This window comes from Chryseomicrobium excrementi (genome assembly GCF_002798305.1).
Taxonomy (GTDB): Bacteria; Bacillota; Bacilli; order Bacillales_A; family Planococcaceae; genus Chryseomicrobium; species Chryseomicrobium excrementi.
Map to the genome: position 1 here is coordinate 839,303 of NZ_PCGR01000001.1, position 16,073 is coordinate 855,375.

The window sequence follows — 16,073 nt, forward strand, 5'->3', positions numbered from 1 at the left end:
AAACCATTATAGCACTAATTTCCCAAAAGCATATTAAAATTACATTACAGAACCATTTCATTTTTCGGAAGGAGTAGGCAATGAATTCAAATTATTATACAATCAAAAAGTCGTGCCAACACGAAATTCTCATTCAGCGTTCAAGATTTATCTGCCATCTAAAACGCACAGATAATGAACAAGAAGCACAAGAATTTATTAATTCGATCCGTTCACAACATAAGTCTGCAAATCACAATTGTTTCGCATATGTCATAGGTGAAAATAATGCTATTCAAAAAGCGAGCGATGATGGGGAACCTAGTGGGACTGCAGGCGTCCCTATGTTAGAGGTTTTGAAAAAACAAGACCTCCGAAATGTAACAGCTGTAGTCACGCGCTACTTTGGCGGAATAAAACTTGGCGGTGGTGGACTAATTCGTGCATATGGCAGTTCTGTCTCAGAGGGACTTGTTGCTGCAGGTATTGTGGAGCGAGTTCGCCACGTCCTTTATACGGTAAGTGTTGATTATACACTTCTCGGAAAACTTGAGAATGAGTTGCGTCAAAATGTTTATCAGTTGCATGAAATTAGGTATACAGATAAAGTAGAGCTTTTGGTTTATGTTAATGAAAAGTCTACAGAAGAGTTTGAGGAATGGATCACCTCTTTGACGAATGCGAATGCAGAAATTACTAGAGGAGCCATCTCTTTTTTAGAACTCGACAACTGAGCAAAAAAATACTACTAGCACCTAGATTGTGAAATTAATGAAGGGCCTGTCCCTTCAGGAGGCGTTAACAAATGAATAGATTATCGAAAAAACAAAAGACTCGTTCGCGGAAAAAGACCATTTTATACTCCATTCTTATTGCACTAGGAGCTTTTGCAATCCTATCTGCAACTTACGGAGTCTATCTAGCCAAACGAGCGGAGGTCGCCGCTTATAGAAGTTATCAGGCAATTGCAGATCGTGAAAACGGATCTGACCTTCGTGATGAAAAAGTGGAACCGCTGACGGACAATGTATCCATATTATTTGTCGGTATTGACGACAGTGAGGAACGTGGTTTTGGAGATGAAACGAGTCGTTCAGATGCTCTAATGGTTGCCACTTTAAACAATGAAGATAAGACAATTAAACTTGTAAGCATCCCACGTGATTCATATGTCTATATTCCTGAAGTTGGCTACAATGATAAAATTACTCACGCGCACGCACATGGAGGCACTCGAGTCTCTATTGAAACAGTAGAAGAACTACTTGATATTCCCATTGATTATTATGTAAAAATGAACTTTAATGCATTTATTGATACGGTTGATGCTCTCGGCGGTGTGACTGTAGATGTTCCTTACGATCACTTAGAACTTGATGAAAACGATGAATATACAGTCGAATTAAAAGAAGGTACTCAGTTACTGGATGGCCGCGAAACACTTGCACTCGCTCGTACACGTAAATTAGATAACGATATCGAACGCGGTAAACGTCAACAGATGATTCTAGAAGCCATTATTAAAAAAGCTGCTTCTGCTTCTTCATTTACCAAGTACGGCGATGTTATCGACGCTGTTGGAAGCAATATGAAAACGGACTTAACGTTCGATCAAATGAAATCTTTCTTTGATTACGTTTCTAAAGGAAAACCTCAGGTGGAGACTCTCACTCTCACTGGCTACGATGATATGTCTACAGGAACGTATTATTGGCAGTTAGATGAAGAAAGCCTTGAAGCAACTAAGACAGAATTACAAACGCACCTCGAGTTAAAGCCAGGTAGCTCAGAGTATGCAGGAGATGCGACTACAAATGATAATGACTAACAGTAAAGCCTTTATCCTTAATGGATAAGGGCTTTTTTTGACGAGTGACAGCGATTTTTGAAAATGGTACGCTAAAGTGGTGGAGGGATGGAAATGGAAACTTTATTGTTTGAACAGAAAGAACATGTTGCGGTCGTTACATTAAATCGACCAGAAGCTATGAACGCATTCAACTACGATATGCTTGCAGAGCTTGGTCAAGTGGTAGATGCCATCCGCATCAATCCGGATATTCGTCTTGTCATTTTTAGAGGAGCTGGGGGACGGGCATTTAGTGTCGGGGCCGATCTTAAAGAGCGCAAGACGTTGACGACGGAACAAGTAAAACGAAATCTCTATAAAATTGGTGAAGTCTTTACAACAATTGAAAATTTGCCTCAGCCTACAGTAGCCATGCTAGATGGATTTGCTTTTGGGGGAGGTATGGAATTAGCACTTGCTTGTGACTTCCGAATCGCTTCTAAAAAAAGTGTCATGGGGCTAACGGAAACGAGCCTTGCTATTATCCCGGGTGCAGGAGGAACACAACGACTCCCTCGCTTGATTGGAGAATCCAAAGCACTTGAACTCATTCTGACGGCACGAAAGTTATCCGCTCAAGAAGCGCTTGACTACGGACTGGTCACAAAAGTCAGCTCGGATTCTACGATTGTAGAAGAAACGGAAGCGTTCGTGATGTCGATACTAGCTAATGGGCCAATCGCCTTGCAGCAAGCAAAATTTGCAGTGAAAAATGGCATGAATGCAGATTTACAGACGGGTCTTCATATTGAACGGAAAGCTTACGAGCTTACGATTCCAACAGAAGACCGGGTGGAAGCCTTAATTGCTTTCGGTGAAAAGCGCAAACCACAATTTAAAGGAAAATGAAAAAACGTCCAGCCGATTTTGAGCTGGACGTTTCTTTATTTTATAAATAGTCGTTAAACCAACCAACAATCTCTTCCAAACGTTCTTTACGCAGGTTAGGAAGCCCTGTTCGAGACAAGTTATGATCAGCTTGAGGGAAACGGACGAACTCAACCTCTTTCCCCATTCGCTTTAGCGTAATATACAATTGCTGTGCCTGTTCAATCGGGCAACGTAAATCGTTCTCTCCATGTAAAATAAGGAGTGGCGTCTGCACTTGTGATGCATATTTGAGAGGTGAGTGATCCCATAGCTTGTCGATATCATTCATGTCACTTTGAATTTGCCATTCCGTGAAGTAATAGCCGATATCCGATACTCCGTAGAAGCTGATCCAGTTTGAAATGGAACGTTGTGTCACTGCCGCTTTAAAACGGTCAGTGTGCCCTACGATCCAGTTCGTCATGAACCCACCATAGGAACCTCCCGTCACGCCTAAACGTTCTGGATCAATCCAATCATACTGCTCTAGTGCATAATCCACCGCTGCCATGATATCTAAATAATCATTGCCGCCGTAGTCTCCACGGACTGCGTCAACGAACTCTTGACTGTAGCTATGACTCCCTCGTGGATTTACGTAGAGAACACCTACGCCTTGAGCAGCAAGGAGCTGCATCTCATGGAAGAACGTATTTGCATAAAACGCGTGTGGTCCGCCATGGATATTGGTGACTAAAGGAACTTTCCCTCCTTCCGCTTCCACCGGTTTGATGATCCATCCATGAACGTCCCAACCTTTTGGCCCTTTGAATACTATGGCTTCTGGGGCTAGCAAGTTTCGTGAAGCCACATACTGTTCATTATGATGCGACAATAGCGTACGCTCGCCAGTTGTTACGCTTTGAACAAATAGCTCCCCTGGGAATGTTGGATCGCTAACTGTGATAGCCAGTTTCGAACCGTCACGCGTCACATCGTACCCGTAGACATGCTCTCCTTCTTGTGTCACTGGATACAGTTCTCCTTCGAGGCTTGCGAAGTATACTCGGACGTCTCCGTATGTCGACACTTGGAAGTATAAATGATCGTGCTCCGTCCAAACGACTGCAGGTGCACTTGCCCCTTGTTGGATATCTGCTGCAACGTAATCTCCTACTGGAGCATCAAGGCCCTCTGTTAAAGACTGGACTTGATCCGTTTTTAAATTGTAGACATATAACTGACTGTGAGTAGCATTCTCAAAAGTACGAGTGGCACCGACAAACGCTAAATGTTCTCCAGATGGACAGAAAGCAGCCCCTCCGTAATAACCTGGCTCGAGTGAGAGAGTTTTGGATGACTTGGACTCGATGTCGACCAACGTTAAATCAGATTCAAAAACGTCATCATTATCTAATGGCGATGTAGAAGTAACGATTTGGTTTCCGTCAGGAGATACCGCATGGATTTGCTGATGGTCGTTTTCTGATGACCATCTTTCATATGTGCCTGTCTCCACTTCTACGATTCCGATTTGAGAAAAACGGTCTTGTTTGACTAATCCGCTGCCATCTTGAATGTATTTCATCTTCCCTGCTTTGTATGGCTTTGGAAACTCTTCTTTTTTGTCCTCTTGTTTGTCCCAGCCTGTTTCATTGTGAAAACTAGCTGTAAACCAGATCTTTTCTTCTGTTGGATGCCAGACGTAAGAAGACACTCCAAAGGGAAGGTCCAGAACTTGTTTTGCCTCTCCCCCGTTTACCGGAAGGATATATAATTGATTGCCTTCATCACGAGTCGACAAGAAAGATAAATAATTTCCTTCAGGTGACCATTTGATAGAAGAGATGCGTTCTTTACGTGTCGTCCATTTATTTTCTTTCTTTGTTTCTTCGTCTACCACATAAATACTGCTCTCGTATGTATTCTTTTTAGAATCAATTGATGTTTTTACATACGCGACCCGGACACCATTCGGGTGCCAGATTGGAGTTGTAACGGAATGAATCTGTTCAATATCGGCTACAGTTACTTTTTCTTTTTGCATGGTGATTCCTCCCAACTATTTCGACTATCAAAATACCTTTTCAGTATACTGGAATTTATGCAAATAGCCAAACTATTCACAATAAAACCCTTTTCTCAAAGCGAGAAAAGGGCTACTGGTTATACAGATTGTTCTTTTAAAGTTCTTCTCAGGATCTTGCCTGTAGTATTTTTCGGTAATTCTTCTAATACCTCAATACGAGAAGGTACTTTATATTTAGCTAACTTCTCACGACAGAAGGATTGAATCTCTTCAGTAGATAAAGTTGCATCTTTTAACACAACGAAAGCTAACACTTGCTCTCCAAAGTTCGGATCTGGAACGCCAACTACAGCTGCTTCTAATATACCTGGATGCGCAAATAGCACTTCTTCTACTTCTCGTGGATACACGTTATAGCCACCCACGATGATCATGTCTTTTTTACGATCGACAATATAGAAATAGCCTTCTTCGTCCTTTCTAGCTAAGTCCCCCGTGTATAGCCAGCCATCGCGAATCGCATTTGTCGTCTCTTCAGGCATCTTATAGTAGCCCTTCATCACGTTCGGGCCACGTACAATCAGTTCCCCAACTTCACCAATAGGAAGTTCCTCACCGAGTTCATTGACGATTTTATTTTCTACGTTGATGATGGATGTTCCAATAGAACCTGCTTTTCGTTCACGGTCCAGTGGGTTAAAACAAGTTACAGGAGATGCTTCTGAAAGCCCGTACCCTTCTGAGATCCGCACGTTGAACTTGTCCTCGAAATTATGAAGAAGAGCAACTGGTAACGAGGCACCTCCAGAAATGGCGAGGCGAACAGTTGAAAAATCCTCTGGATTTGCATCTGGATACTGGTATAAGAAGTTGTACATAGTTGGTACACCTGCAAATACAGTAGCTTTCTGCTCTTTTGCCACACTGAACACATCTCCTGGAGAAAACTTAGGTACCAAAAGAATGGTTGCACCTGTCACTAAAGGAGCGTTCACGACTACTGTCAGCGCGAATACATGAAAGACAGGAAGCGTAGCAAGAACACGATCATCTGGTGAGAATCCTAAATACTCTGCCACATCGCGTGCGTTCGAAAAGATGTTCTCAAACGTCAACATAGCCCCTTTTGGATGCCCTGTTGTTCCTGAAGTATACAAGATGACTGCTGTATCGTGATCTTCTACCTCGACTGGCTCTACAGCTTGTCCTTGATGAACCAAAACTGAAAACGGTTTCACTTTTGACTGCAAATCACTTGGAAGAGCACGCAGTTTATCGGCCGTCTCAGCAGCAGTTTCACAAATAACATACTGTTCTACTTTAGGGAATGCACCTGCTGCACGTTCAACTAGTGGCAATAGGAGATCCAGTGCCACGACTACTTTGGCATCACTATTTTTGATGATATAGGAAATCTCATCAGGTGTATAAATAGGATTGATCGGAACCGCTGTTGCCCCGATTCGCATTGTAGCATAAAGCGAAATTAAAAAATGTGGTGTGTTGCCTAACAAAAAGGCAACATTGTCTCCTTTTGTTACACCAAGCGACTGAAGAGCCCCAGCAAACTTTGCAACGGTTCCTTCAAATTCTGCGTAACTAGTGTCTTTCCCCATGAAACTATAAGCAGCTTTTGTTGGATTTTGAGCAGCCTGTTGCTGCACGCGCTGAACTAAACTCATACGATACCCCTTTCAAAATTGAATGAATAGTCATTCATTTCATACAACTTATTTTACTAAATATTCTGCGGAAGTGCAATGCTTCAATTAGATGTGGAAGGCGTTCGCCCAGAAATGCTTCAAAAACCAGGCGCACCAATTGAGGCGCTCTTTGCCTCGGTTGGGGTGAATGGTTTTTGAATGTATTTCTAACGCCTGCAACTCGATTCCAATTAGATGTGGAAGGCGTTCGCCCTTACTAGTAAGGTCTTCCTCATAAAAAACCCATCTTCACCGAAGCGAAAATGGGTTTGAACGAAGTAGGGAAATACTTTAGTTGAGTGATTATTACATGAAGTGCTTTTATTATGACATTAAATCTTTCCACTGTGACATTATGCTGCTGCACTAGGACATAGCGACTCCCACTCTTACATTCCTCGTTTTATGGAAATCAATTTATCCCGTATGAAGCTGAAGATGCGCGAAATAACGCCAGCGGATCAGTAAATAATAGACTGCTTGAATACAAGTAAAAGCACCTAGAACAATCAGCATCTCCATCGCAATAGACATCGCTGCAATATCTACCCATACCGCTTGTAAAAATAAGAAAGAGAATGTGGCATGGAGCATTGCAAGTCCCCATGGTAAGAAGAATTGAGGATATAACTGTCTATTCGCAATACGACGTAGTTCTTGGTTTGTCAGTCCCATGTGACGTAGCACTTCAAATTGACGCCGGTCTTTTTCAAGATTGGTATAAAACTTAAAGTAAATAAAGCTACCTGCTGCTAAAATCAATACGGCCGCCACAAGTAGGCCCGTTACTAACAAAAGCGAGAAAGTAGAACTGATGTAGCTGTAATTCAGTCCCGGATTATCAAAATAAAACGGGAGCTCCTGATTTCCTTCATAAGAGGCAATCATTTCTCGGTCCAAAGTCAATCCGACTTTATCCGTGCGTAACCAGTCGGGAACATGGAAAGCAAAAACGGTCGTCACGCTAGAAGCCCAGTCTCCATACAAGTAAGGATTTACGATACGTTCAAAGTCTTCATCAGACAAAATATATGCCGGGCCGTCAAAAGCGGCCTCAGGTAAGGGGAAATATTGATACCCTTCATCCACATGAAAATAAATCGTGTTTTCTCTCAGATGGATGAGTTGCTCTTGACCGTCCCTTACTTCTTGACCAAACCGCATACCTTCTCCCGGTTCTAAATCAATCAACGGCTCTTTTAAAACGGCTGCGATCGTATTGATATCCGTTTCTCGCAAAAGCTGTACCGGTCGATTTGTAGCAGCGGAAGTCTGTTTGGTGACTGGTGCAGTCAGTAATGTATACGTTAAGTTTTCTTTGTAGAAATCACTAGTAAGTTGGTCGATATGACTAGCTTCATAGGGATTTCCAGACTCACTGACATACAGGACACTGATTGGATTGCTTTCCCTATATTGATTGGCAAAACTAGTTAACGATGCGACCACTCCTACCGAAATGATAGCTAGAGTCGACACCATAGTGACGATGAAATACATCCGCGCATTTTCTCGAATTTTCTCTATGGCATCTGAAAATGTCACGATTCGTAATGAACGCCAATAGAGCTGTTTATTTCGCTGCAGTTTATGAATCAAGTAGAGTATTCCGTCTTTAAAGAAGTAATAGCTGCCTGCAATCGCACAAAGGATTATGACGGGTGACCACCAAACGTTCATCTCATAGAGACAGTAAAGGACCAGACCATACGCAACTGCAAGTAATCCAAAGGACAAAAAAGCACCAACCTTAGAAAAGTGGGCCGTCTCTCTGGATTGTGTTGACCCTGACAACAACTGAATGATGGCACTTTGACGGATGAAGATGGAACCTGCAATCGAGATGACGATAAATAATGTGGTAAACACAACAGCAGTCAACAAAAATGGTTCTGGACTAAAATACAAAGGAAGCGTGTCTAAAACAAGCATCGCTCGGATGACCATAAAGAACAGCTTCGTAAAGATATAGCCGAAAAATATCCCTGTCGCTAATGCCACGACCCCTAAAATCATCGTCTCGATAAAAACTAATCGCTGTAATTGACTGCGGTCCATCCCAAGCTGTTGAAGAATGCCAAACTCTTTTGAGCGGGCCTGTAAGAACGCGCTCAAAGAGTACAACAAGAAGAACAAAGTGAAAATCACTAACACTACGTCTGCAACAGCCATTCCCATGAAAGCGATCTCTTGAATAAATTGATTTTCAATAGACGGGTGAAACAGCAGCATCGAATAGATAAAAAATACCATGACCGAGAAACTGCTCGCCATAAAGTATGCAGCATACACTCGGCGGTTACGAATCACATTACGATAAGCGAACTGTAGAAAGGTCATTTACATTCCCTCCAAGCAACGACAGCAAATTCAGGATCCGCTGGAAGAACGTTTGACGCAAATCTTCTTTGTAGATCTCATTAAAATATTCTCCGTCTTTAATAAACAACACCCGGTCACAATAACTCGCAGCAATCGGATCATGTGTCACCATGACAATAGTCGTCATTCGTTCACGATTAATCTTGGTTAAAAGTTCCAGAACGTCTTTAGATGCTTTAGAATCTAAGTTTCCTGTCGGTTCATCAGCGAGAACTATTTGCGGTTGATGGATTAAAGCACGACCTATTGCCGTTCTTTGAGCTTGTCCACCTGACAGTTCATGAGGAAAGTGATTCCGCACCTGCTCTAAATGAAGATCTTGAATTAAACGGTCCACTCGCTCTTTCATTTCCTCAACTGGCTGATTGGCAAGAGTCAGCGGAAGAACCATATTTTCTTCGACCGTCAATGCAGGCAACAGATTGAAGTCTTGAAAGACAAAGCCAAGCTGCTCTCTTCTGAAAATGGCAGCCTGCTTTGCTGATAGTGTCTGAGGATTTTGGTCATTGATTGTAAGAGAACCTGAAGTAGGCTGGTCGATAGTCGACAAGAGATTTAAGAGCGTTGTCTTTCCAGAGCCCGACGGACCCATAATAGCTAAAAACTCTCCCTGTTCCACTTCAAATGACAATTGATTGATTGCAGAATGAGCCACTTTCCCATCATAGATTTTTGTGATGTGATCTGCTGTAACGATGGCCATAACTCACTCGCCTACCTTTTCAAATTCTATAAATGACAAGGACACCGTTGTCCCTTCTCCAACTTCAGACTGTATCGCTAAAGTGTGTCCTAGTTTCTGAGAGACTTCTTGAGCAATATACAGTCCCATGCCTGTTGATTCCCCGGTCTTCCTTCCGTTTTCCCCTGTAAAGAAAGCGCGAGTAACTCGTTTGATATCGCTTTTTGGAATTCCAATTCCTTCATCTCGCACAGAGAGTGTACACCCGTTCTCGCCACAATCTGATGTAATCCAGATTTTTGATTGCGGTGTAAACGAGTATTTCACAGCATTCGTGATAAATTGGGACACAATAAATTGAACCCATTTCCGGTCAGTCGATACCACCAAGCTTGGATCCACTTCTACAACAGGGAACACTTGTCGTTTAATAAACAAGCGTTTGTTTTCATTGACGATAGTGCTAACAAGCTCTTTTAAATTTACTTTTTCAATACGCAGATCTTCTTCAAACGTGTCTAGTCTTGCATTCATGAGTACTGCTTCTAGAGCCCTCTTGATACGTTCAATCTCTTCAGAGACCGATTGACTGTCGAGTTTTTCATCTTGTTGGACCATCAGATCAATTACTGCGATAGGGGTTTTCATTTGATGCACCCAGCCGTTCATAAACTGGAGATGGCGTTTTTGTGCAGCATACAGACGCTGCACTTCTTGCTGATAAACTTTATATAATTGTTGTAAATATAGATGCTCTTGTTGCTGCTCCGGTGAAGGATACATTTTCTCAAGTAAATCTTCCATCGCTTTTGGTGGTGTCAAAATTCGTTTGTAGTATTTATACTTCCGAAGATACAAGTAAAAATGGATGACTCCCGTGAGAATAGTCGACAAGACAATCACATAGACCACAGTATTTACAGATTGAAATCCATCTAAAACAAAAATCAAAGAGCAGAGCAACGAAATGAAGACAGGGAACAGTAGCGAGATGGTGTGTTCGCGAATAAATAACCGAATCACTAAGCTTCCTCCGGATGCAGAAGAAAACGATACCCCGCCCCACGAACGGTTTCAATCGAAGAAAGGATTTCGTAATCTTGTAGTTTTTTTCGAACACGTGTCATATTGACATTCAACGTATTTTCGTCGACAAAAGATTGATCGTCCCATAATTCTTCAAGAAGCTGTTCGCGTGAGACCACTTTAGGATGCTGACTAAACAACAGTTCCAAAATGACACACTCTTTTTTCTGAAGTGGAATCAGAGTTCCCCGACTCTCAAGTTCTAAGCGTTCCATATACAAGGTGTGTTTTCCAAGCTTTACTGTCCGCTCTTCTTGCTTCAGAGCGTATTCTCCAAAGCTTCTTCGGATGTGGCTCTTTATTTTAGCTAAGACGATTTCATAATGAAATGGTTTCGTGATGTAATCGTCGCCTCCGTTTTCAATGGCAAAGACTTGATCCATCTCTGATGTTCTAGCAGATACAAAAATGATAGGGCAAGTCGTCACTTGACGAAGCTCCCGACACCAAAAATAGCCGTCGTATGTAGGTAGATTGATATCGAGTAAAATCAAGTGAGGATCCCATTCTTGTGCCTCATTAGAAATCGCATCAAAATCTTCTACAATTTTGGTATCGTATTGATACTTTGCTAGCATTCCTGCGAGCATTTCTGCAATTTTGCGGTCATCCTCCACTATATAAATCCGGTGCTTGTCCATCCAACCCCTCCTTGTATAAAAAAAGCTCCCTCTTAAGGAGAGAGCGTACTATCGATGTCCGGCCTATTAATAAATAAGAGATAAAAAGTCTTCGCGTGTTACGCCGCCAAAATAAGTTGGAATGTCAATGTCTGCTAAAGCCTCGTCGATTGCTGAGCGCGAATAGTCGACACCAATCAAACGCTGTTCTACATCTGCCATGTCCCCGACACCAAAGAAATCTCCAAAAATAGCTGCTTCCTCAATCTTCCCTTTGCTCACTTGCAGCTTTAGGTCGATAGATCCCGCAGGGAAACGGTGCGAGTGATCCAAGTTGAACTTAGGTGATTTCCCAAAGTTCCAGTCCCACGATTGGTAGCGTTTTTCAGAGAGGATGTGGATGTTTTCCCAGTCCTTCTCTGTCAGTTCGTAATACTCGATGTTGTCCGCCCCTCCAAAAATAGAAACTAAGAGCGCTTGTTTAAATTCTTCAATGCTCATCGGTTCGTCAAGAAACTCTGAGATATTGGCCACACGGCTACGAATCGATTTGATTCCTTTTGATTCGATTTTATCTTTGCGCACTTTTAATGCAGAAACGACAGCATCCATCTCTGAATTAAAAAGTAAAGTGCCGTGGCTGAACATGCGGCCTTTTGTCGAGAACTGAGCGTTCCCTGAAATTTTTCTGCCTTCAGCTAGAATATCGTTTCGGCCGCTTAGTTCCGCGTCGATTCCCATCTCTTTTAACGCATCGACGATTGGCTGAGTAAACTTTTTAAAGTTACGGAAGCTTTCCCCGTCATCTTTTGTAATAAAGCTGAAGTTTAGGTTTCCGAGATCATGGTACACAGCGCCTCCGCCTGAAAGACGACGAACTGGAATAATTCCATTTGCCTCTACAAAATCGGTGTTGATTTCTTCAATTGTATTTTGATTCCGCCCAATGATGATGGAAGGTTGATTGATATAGAACAGGAAGAATGAATCTTTTTCCACATCCATAGTGGTCAGAGCATATTCCTCTATTGCTAAGTTAATTCGTGGGTCTGTAATTCCTTTATTATCGATAAATAACATCTTCATAACTCCCTTCACGACTATTTTACATGATTCTTAAAGTTTTGGGTTGACAAAGTATTCTGTGTTATATTACACTTCATACAAGTTAAACAGTTATATAACAGATGGAGGTGGACTAGATGATTGAAAACGTTGTAGAATATTTCCGTAACTTACCTGCAAAGCAATGTGCAACTTGTGGCGAAAAAATGGAAGAGATGCACGAATGCTATCAAGACCAGTGTGATACATGTAGCTCACAAGCCTAAAGGAGATTTATAAAAATGAATAGAAAAAAGTAACCGGGTTCCCTATTTGACTAATGGAAACCCGGTTTTTATTTTATTTATGGTCCATTCCATGATCCATAGAGTCTGATGAATCATCTTCAAGCACTTTTGATAAGTCCGGATCTCCCACTACAAACTTCGTCTTCGGCATGACATGCATCCCTCTTGCTGTTGTGTGAGCAAACATATAATAGACGCCCTCCTTACCAAATGTATGAGTGGCCTCGTAGACTCCATCTTCCGTAAGTTCTGTTTCAAGCATCGCCCCTTCTTCTCGAAGTCCTGATTCCCATACTTCAAATTTCACTTCATCCGCATCTTCAACTGCTTCGCCTTCTTGTGTCACTCTTACAGAGAGTTCTACTTCCTCGCCTGGCTGAAGAGTCTCTTCTGTTAGAACTTCCACTTCTACAGGCTCTAAAGAAGGATCTTCCTGATGCATATCATGTTGTGAAGATGCTTCATTTGTACAACCTGCCAATAATGTAACTACTGCCAAAGCAGCGAACCATTTTTTCATTGTCTATTCTTCCTTCCATAATGGGAGTGCAATTTGGATGCGTGTCCCTCCACCAACTGCACTATCTATTGTTAATGTTCCGTTTAATGCTTCCACAAAATGTTGCACGATGGTCAGTCCAAGCCCCGAGCCACCGTCATCACGTGATCGTGCTTTATTCACACGGTAAAAACGTTCCGTCACATGCGGGAGGTGTTCCGCAGGAATGCCTGGTCCTTCGTCTTCAATTTCAAAAATAGCCAATTTCCCCTGCTCTCGCAGACGAATGTGAATCGCTCTCATAGGAGGGCTATAATTGACCGCATTTTCTAGTACGTTCAGAAGTATTTGAAGCACTGCTGCTTCATCTGCCGAAATGATCAGTGAATCATCTGCATCGATTGAGGTAGTCATCTGCTTTTCTTGAAGACGAGGCTGCATGATTTTAAGAGCCTGTTGAATGAGATCACTTGCCACTAATGGCTGTGGATGGAGTTGAACTGCCTCATCACGAGCAACGAATAACAAGTCTTCCGTCAATTTTTTCATGCGTTCTGCTTCCGAAGCGAGCAAACTGAAAACTTCTGGATAACTGCTTTCCGGTAATGTGCCACGCTCTAATGAATGGCTATAGCCAACTAAAGAACTTAGGGGTGTACGAAGTTCATGAGACACGATGGCCAAGAACTCTTTTTTCTTCGTGTCTTCCAGCTCAACAGCTTCTGCCATTCGGTTAAACGCTTGGCTGAGCTGACCGATCTCATCGATCTGTCCTGTTCGAACCCGCGCAGTGTAGTCTCCTTTTTCAAAGCTTTCCGTTGCCTGTTGCAAGTCTTTTAAAGGCCTAAGCACGGAATGTAAAATCACGCGACTGAGTAGCGCAAAGAAAATAAACAGAAATCCCCCACTGACGCCAACTAGCAACAAATGCCCTTGCAAAAAGTTCAGGATAGGAGAAAGTGGGACGTAACTGTAAAGAATCCCATTTAATCTGTCGTCTTTTACAATAGGCGTGATGACGCTCAACACATCTCGATCAAATCGAGATTCATAGCCTCGCTTCACCAAGACTTCCCCATTCACTAATCGTTGTCTGTCCTCACCACTAATTAAAGCATTGTAGTTAATCTCAAAAGGTAGACAAGCGCTAAGTTCTCGCGGATTTTGGACCGCAAAGATTTCACTAGTAGAATATACATTATACGCGTCTACTGCTTCAATCAATTCAACGGAGACTTCGCCGTCAGCTTGCCTGACAAAGTTCTCCGCCTGCTGCTCAAGTGTCGCTTGCACTTCCTGCACGTAAATCGACTCATAAAAATAATAGGATAATAGCGTTATGATGGTGATGATCAGTGCAATCGCAGCTACAAAAATCAACCATACTTTTGTGGTAATGCGATTCATGACACAACCTCAAACTTATAGCCGATCCCCCACACAGTATGGATATACTGATCCGCAGGTGGTCCGAGCTTAATACGTAGGGTCTTGATATGTGTATCGACTGTACGCGTCGTTCCTTCATAATGCTCTCCCCAGATATGGGCAAGTAGTTCTTCTCGGCTGAACGCACGGCCTTCGCTTCGCATTAATAATGCAAGTAACTCCAGTTCCTTCATTGTTACTTGCACTCTTTTCCCTGCTACGACGACACTTCGTGCAGTAAGATTTAAAGTCAACTCACCACGTGTCATTTCAGATACAGGGCTCTGTATTTTTTGAGCCCGTTTTAATATAGCTTGTATTCTTGCATGCAATTCTTCACTATCAAAGGGTTTCGTCACATAATCATCGACGCCTACCTCAAATCCTTTTAACTTGGAATCCCGGTCATCTAGTGCTGTTACAAAAAGGATAGGCACTTCAGAACCATTACGAATCGCCTCACTTAATGCAAATCCATCCATTTCAGGCATCATACCGTCCACTAAAATCAAGTCTACAACTACTGTCTGTAGCGTATGCAGTGCTTCTTTACCTGAAGCAACCGTCACCACATGGTAGCCTTTTTGACTCAACTGAAGGTCGAGTAAACGACGCATTGAATACTCATCATCCACTACTAATATGGTGGTCATTTTGTCGCCTCCCGAATGAGTAGTTGCAGTGGACCATCTCCGGTCTTCACTTCATCCACTACTTGCATATCCACTATCTTGTATAGTGTGTCGTCATCATACCCAGCAACATAAAGCGCTTGATCGGTAGCCCCAACAGTAAACGGATTAGAGGCCACTGTTAAAACATCGGTAACCATATCTTCACTTAGTTGATACAGCTGATTGCTACCATGGCTGAGCGCATAGAGCGATTCGCCTTGCTCCGCAAATGCAATCGGCATCATCGGCATATCTAGTGTCTTGGTAGTTTCACCTGTAGATCTATCCAACAGTTGTGTTTTGGAGTTAACCGTTGCCCCACTTCCGTGCCCTCCGATGTATAACGAATCGGAGGTGGCATAGATTCCTTGAGATGCCCTATCGACTTTGAACTGCTCGATTTCTTCAAACGTGGATTGCTCGATTACAGAAACATGGGAATCTTGATAGTTGACAACATACAACAGCTCGTCAAAAGAAGTCATCGACATCGGATAGTCTCCAGTTTGTATAGAACCAGCTTCTTGTAAATCAAGCGTAAACCGTTTTACTGTATTTGTCACACTGTTCGCCAAATAAATGCCTGTAGCATCGCTATAAGCAGAGACGGTGCCCTCTTCGACAGATAAATCTCCAATCGGTCGCCCTGAAGTTAAATCATAAACGGTTGCTTGCTCCAGCCCATAGCCATAAAACAAGATTTTATCATCCTCTAGTAGTGTCATTCCCGAATAAGGTTCCTCAAACTTCCACTGACCTTGCTGCTTAAAATCTTCTGTGTAAAAAGAGAGCGTGGCATCGAGCTGACTATATACGAGCAATTGAGGGGTATCTCCTTGCTCTATGGCATCAAATTGTGGGGTGCATCCGGCCAGCAAGAGAACACCTATCCCTATCATCCAGCGTTTCATTGTGTCACCTCTTCTCTTCAAGTGTACGAGCAATCTGTGAAAAATGTTTGAAATCCTCTTGAACAATTA

Annotated in this window: 15 protein-coding genes; 4 read left to right on the forward strand and 11 right to left on the reverse strand. The window is 42.5% G+C overall.

The genetic code is table 11. The features are described from left to right. The first annotated feature begins 80 nt into the window (after positions 1-80). From CQS04_RS04205 to CQS04_RS04215, 3 genes are all read left to right on the forward strand, one after another. Entirely contained in the window at positions 81-713 is a 633-nt protein-coding gene (locus tag CQS04_RS04205; protein ID WP_100352912.1) for a YigZ family protein, read from the forward strand. Between the two features lie 71 nt (positions 714-784). After that, entirely contained in the window at positions 785-1,807 is a 1,023-nt protein-coding gene (locus tag CQS04_RS04210) for an LCP family protein (RefSeq protein ID WP_100352913.1), read from the forward strand. A gap of 93 nt (positions 1,808-1,900) precedes the next feature. Further along, positions 1,901-2,677 (forward strand): enoyl-CoA hydratase-related protein, encoded by a 777-nt coding sequence (locus tag CQS04_RS04215; protein ID WP_100352914.1) that lies wholly within the window; start codon positions 1,901-1,903, stop codon positions 2,675-2,677. A gap of 40 nt (positions 2,678-2,717) precedes the next feature. On the opposite strand, the gene CQS04_RS04220 is transcribed toward CQS04_RS04215, so the two are convergent. The 7 genes from CQS04_RS04220 to lplA form a co-directional block, all read right to left on the reverse strand. Next, the gene (locus CQS04_RS04220; protein ID WP_100352915.1) at positions 2,718-4,685 is read right to left on the reverse strand and encodes a S9 family peptidase; all 1,968 of its coding nucleotides are present in this window, start codon (positions 4,683-4,685) and stop codon (positions 2,718-2,720) included. 119 nt (positions 4,686-4,804) lie between these two features. Then, a complete protein-coding gene (locus CQS04_RS04225; protein WP_100352916.1) occupies positions 4,805-6,349 on the reverse strand; it encodes a fatty acid--CoA ligase family protein in 1,545 nt (514 codons plus the stop codon). Positions 6,350-6,787: 438 nt separating this feature from the next. Further along, a complete protein-coding gene (locus CQS04_RS04230) occupies positions 6,788-8,710 on the reverse strand; it encodes an FtsX-like permease family protein (protein ID WP_100352917.1) in 1,923 nt (640 codons plus the stop codon). Next, the gene (locus CQS04_RS04235) at positions 8,682-9,455 is read right to left on the reverse strand and encodes an ABC transporter ATP-binding protein (protein WP_100352918.1); all 774 of its coding nucleotides are present in this window, start codon (positions 9,453-9,455) and stop codon (positions 8,682-8,684) included. Before CQS04_RS04235 ends, CQS04_RS04230 begins: the two co-directional genes overlap by 29 nt. 3 nt (positions 9,456-9,458) lie before the next feature. Continuing rightward, a complete protein-coding gene (locus CQS04_RS04240; protein ID WP_100352919.1) occupies positions 9,459-10,457 on the reverse strand; it encodes a sensor histidine kinase in 999 nt (332 codons plus the stop codon). Continuing rightward, entirely contained in the window at positions 10,457-11,161 is a 705-nt protein-coding gene (locus CQS04_RS04245) for a response regulator transcription factor (RefSeq protein ID WP_100352920.1), read from the reverse strand. The genes CQS04_RS04240 and CQS04_RS04245 overlap by 1 nt, the downstream gene beginning before the upstream one ends. Before the next feature lie 66 nt (positions 11,162-11,227). Beyond that, a complete protein-coding gene (lplA, locus tag CQS04_RS04250) occupies positions 11,228-12,220 on the reverse strand; it encodes a lipoate--protein ligase (protein ID WP_100352921.1) in 993 nt (330 codons plus the stop codon). Between the two features lie 122 nt (positions 12,221-12,342). Here lplA and yhfH point away from each other — a divergent pair, with 122 nt between their 5' ends. Further along, positions 12,343-12,471, forward strand: coding sequence for a protein YhfH (gene yhfH, locus CQS04_RS04255; protein WP_094941438.1), 129 nt, complete (start codon positions 12,343-12,345; stop codon positions 12,469-12,471). 73 nt (positions 12,472-12,544) lie between these two features. Here yhfH and CQS04_RS04260 read toward each other — a convergent pair whose 3' ends face one another. Genes CQS04_RS04260 through CQS04_RS04275 form a run of 4 tightly spaced genes read right to left on the reverse strand, consistent with a single transcriptional unit; the run spans position 12,545 to position 16,004 of the window. Continuing rightward, positions 12,545-13,012, reverse strand: coding sequence for a FixH family protein (locus CQS04_RS04260; RefSeq protein ID WP_100352922.1), 468 nt, complete (start codon positions 13,010-13,012; stop codon positions 12,545-12,547). 3 nt (positions 13,013-13,015) lie between these two features. Further along, a complete protein-coding gene (locus CQS04_RS04265; RefSeq protein WP_100352923.1) occupies positions 13,016-14,398 on the reverse strand; it encodes a sensor histidine kinase in 1,383 nt (460 codons plus the stop codon). After that, on the reverse strand, positions 14,395-15,072 hold the full coding sequence (locus CQS04_RS04270; protein ID WP_100352924.1) for a response regulator transcription factor: 678 nt from the start codon (positions 15,070-15,072) through the stop codon (positions 14,395-14,397). The genes CQS04_RS04265 and CQS04_RS04270 overlap by 4 nt, the downstream gene beginning before the upstream one ends. Continuing rightward, positions 15,069-16,004 (reverse strand): YncE family protein, encoded by a 936-nt coding sequence (locus tag CQS04_RS04275; protein WP_100352925.1) that lies wholly within the window; start codon positions 16,002-16,004, stop codon positions 15,069-15,071. The genes CQS04_RS04270 and CQS04_RS04275 overlap by 4 nt, the downstream gene beginning before the upstream one ends. Positions 16,005-16,073 lie beyond the last annotated feature (69 nt).

Excerpts from the sequence above, each read along its gene's own strand:
- CQS04_RS04215 (WP_100352914.1), top strand. The coding sequence starts at position 1,901 with ATGGAAACTTTATTGTTTGAACAGAAAGAACATGTTGCGGTCGTTACA.
- CQS04_RS04205 (WP_100352912.1), top strand. The coding sequence starts at position 81 with ATGAATTCAAATTATTATACAATCAAAAAGTCGTGCCAACACGAAATT.
- lplA (WP_100352921.1), bottom strand. The coding sequence starts at position 12,220 with ATGTTATTTATCGATAATAAAGGAATTACAGACCCACGAATTAACTTA.
- CQS04_RS04270 (WP_100352924.1), bottom strand. The coding sequence starts at position 15,072 with ATGACCACCATATTAGTAGTGGATGATGAGTATTCAATGCGTCGTTTA.
- yhfH (WP_094941438.1), top strand. The coding sequence starts at position 12,343 with ATGATTGAAAACGTTGTAGAATATTTCCGTAACTTACCTGCAAAGCAA.
- CQS04_RS04235 (WP_100352918.1), bottom strand. The coding sequence starts at position 9,455 with ATGGCCATCGTTACAGCAGATCACATCACAAAAATCTATGATGGGAAA.
- CQS04_RS04230 (WP_100352917.1), bottom strand. The coding sequence starts at position 8,710 with ATGACCTTTCTACAGTTCGCTTATCGTAATGTGATTCGTAACCGCCGA.
- CQS04_RS04220 (WP_100352915.1), bottom strand. The coding sequence starts at position 4,685 with ATGCAAAAAGAAAAAGTAACTGTAGCCGATATTGAACAGATTCATTCC.
- CQS04_RS04275 (WP_100352925.1), bottom strand. The coding sequence starts at position 16,004 with ATGAAACGCTGGATGATAGGGATAGGTGTTCTCTTGCTGGCCGGATGC.
- CQS04_RS04260 (WP_100352922.1), bottom strand. The coding sequence starts at position 13,012 with ATGAAAAAATGGTTCGCTGCTTTGGCAGTAGTTACATTATTGGCAGGT.
- CQS04_RS04265 (WP_100352923.1), bottom strand. The coding sequence starts at position 14,398 with ATGAATCGCATTACCACAAAAGTATGGTTGATTTTTGTAGCTGCGATT.
- CQS04_RS04245 (WP_100352920.1), bottom strand. The coding sequence starts at position 11,161 with ATGGACAAGCACCGGATTTATATAGTGGAGGATGACCGCAAAATTGCA.
- CQS04_RS04225 (WP_100352916.1), bottom strand. The coding sequence starts at position 6,349 with ATGAGTTTAGTTCAGCGCGTGCAGCAACAGGCTGCTCAAAATCCAACA.
- CQS04_RS04210 (WP_100352913.1), top strand. The coding sequence starts at position 785 with ATGAATAGATTATCGAAAAAACAAAAGACTCGTTCGCGGAAAAAGACC.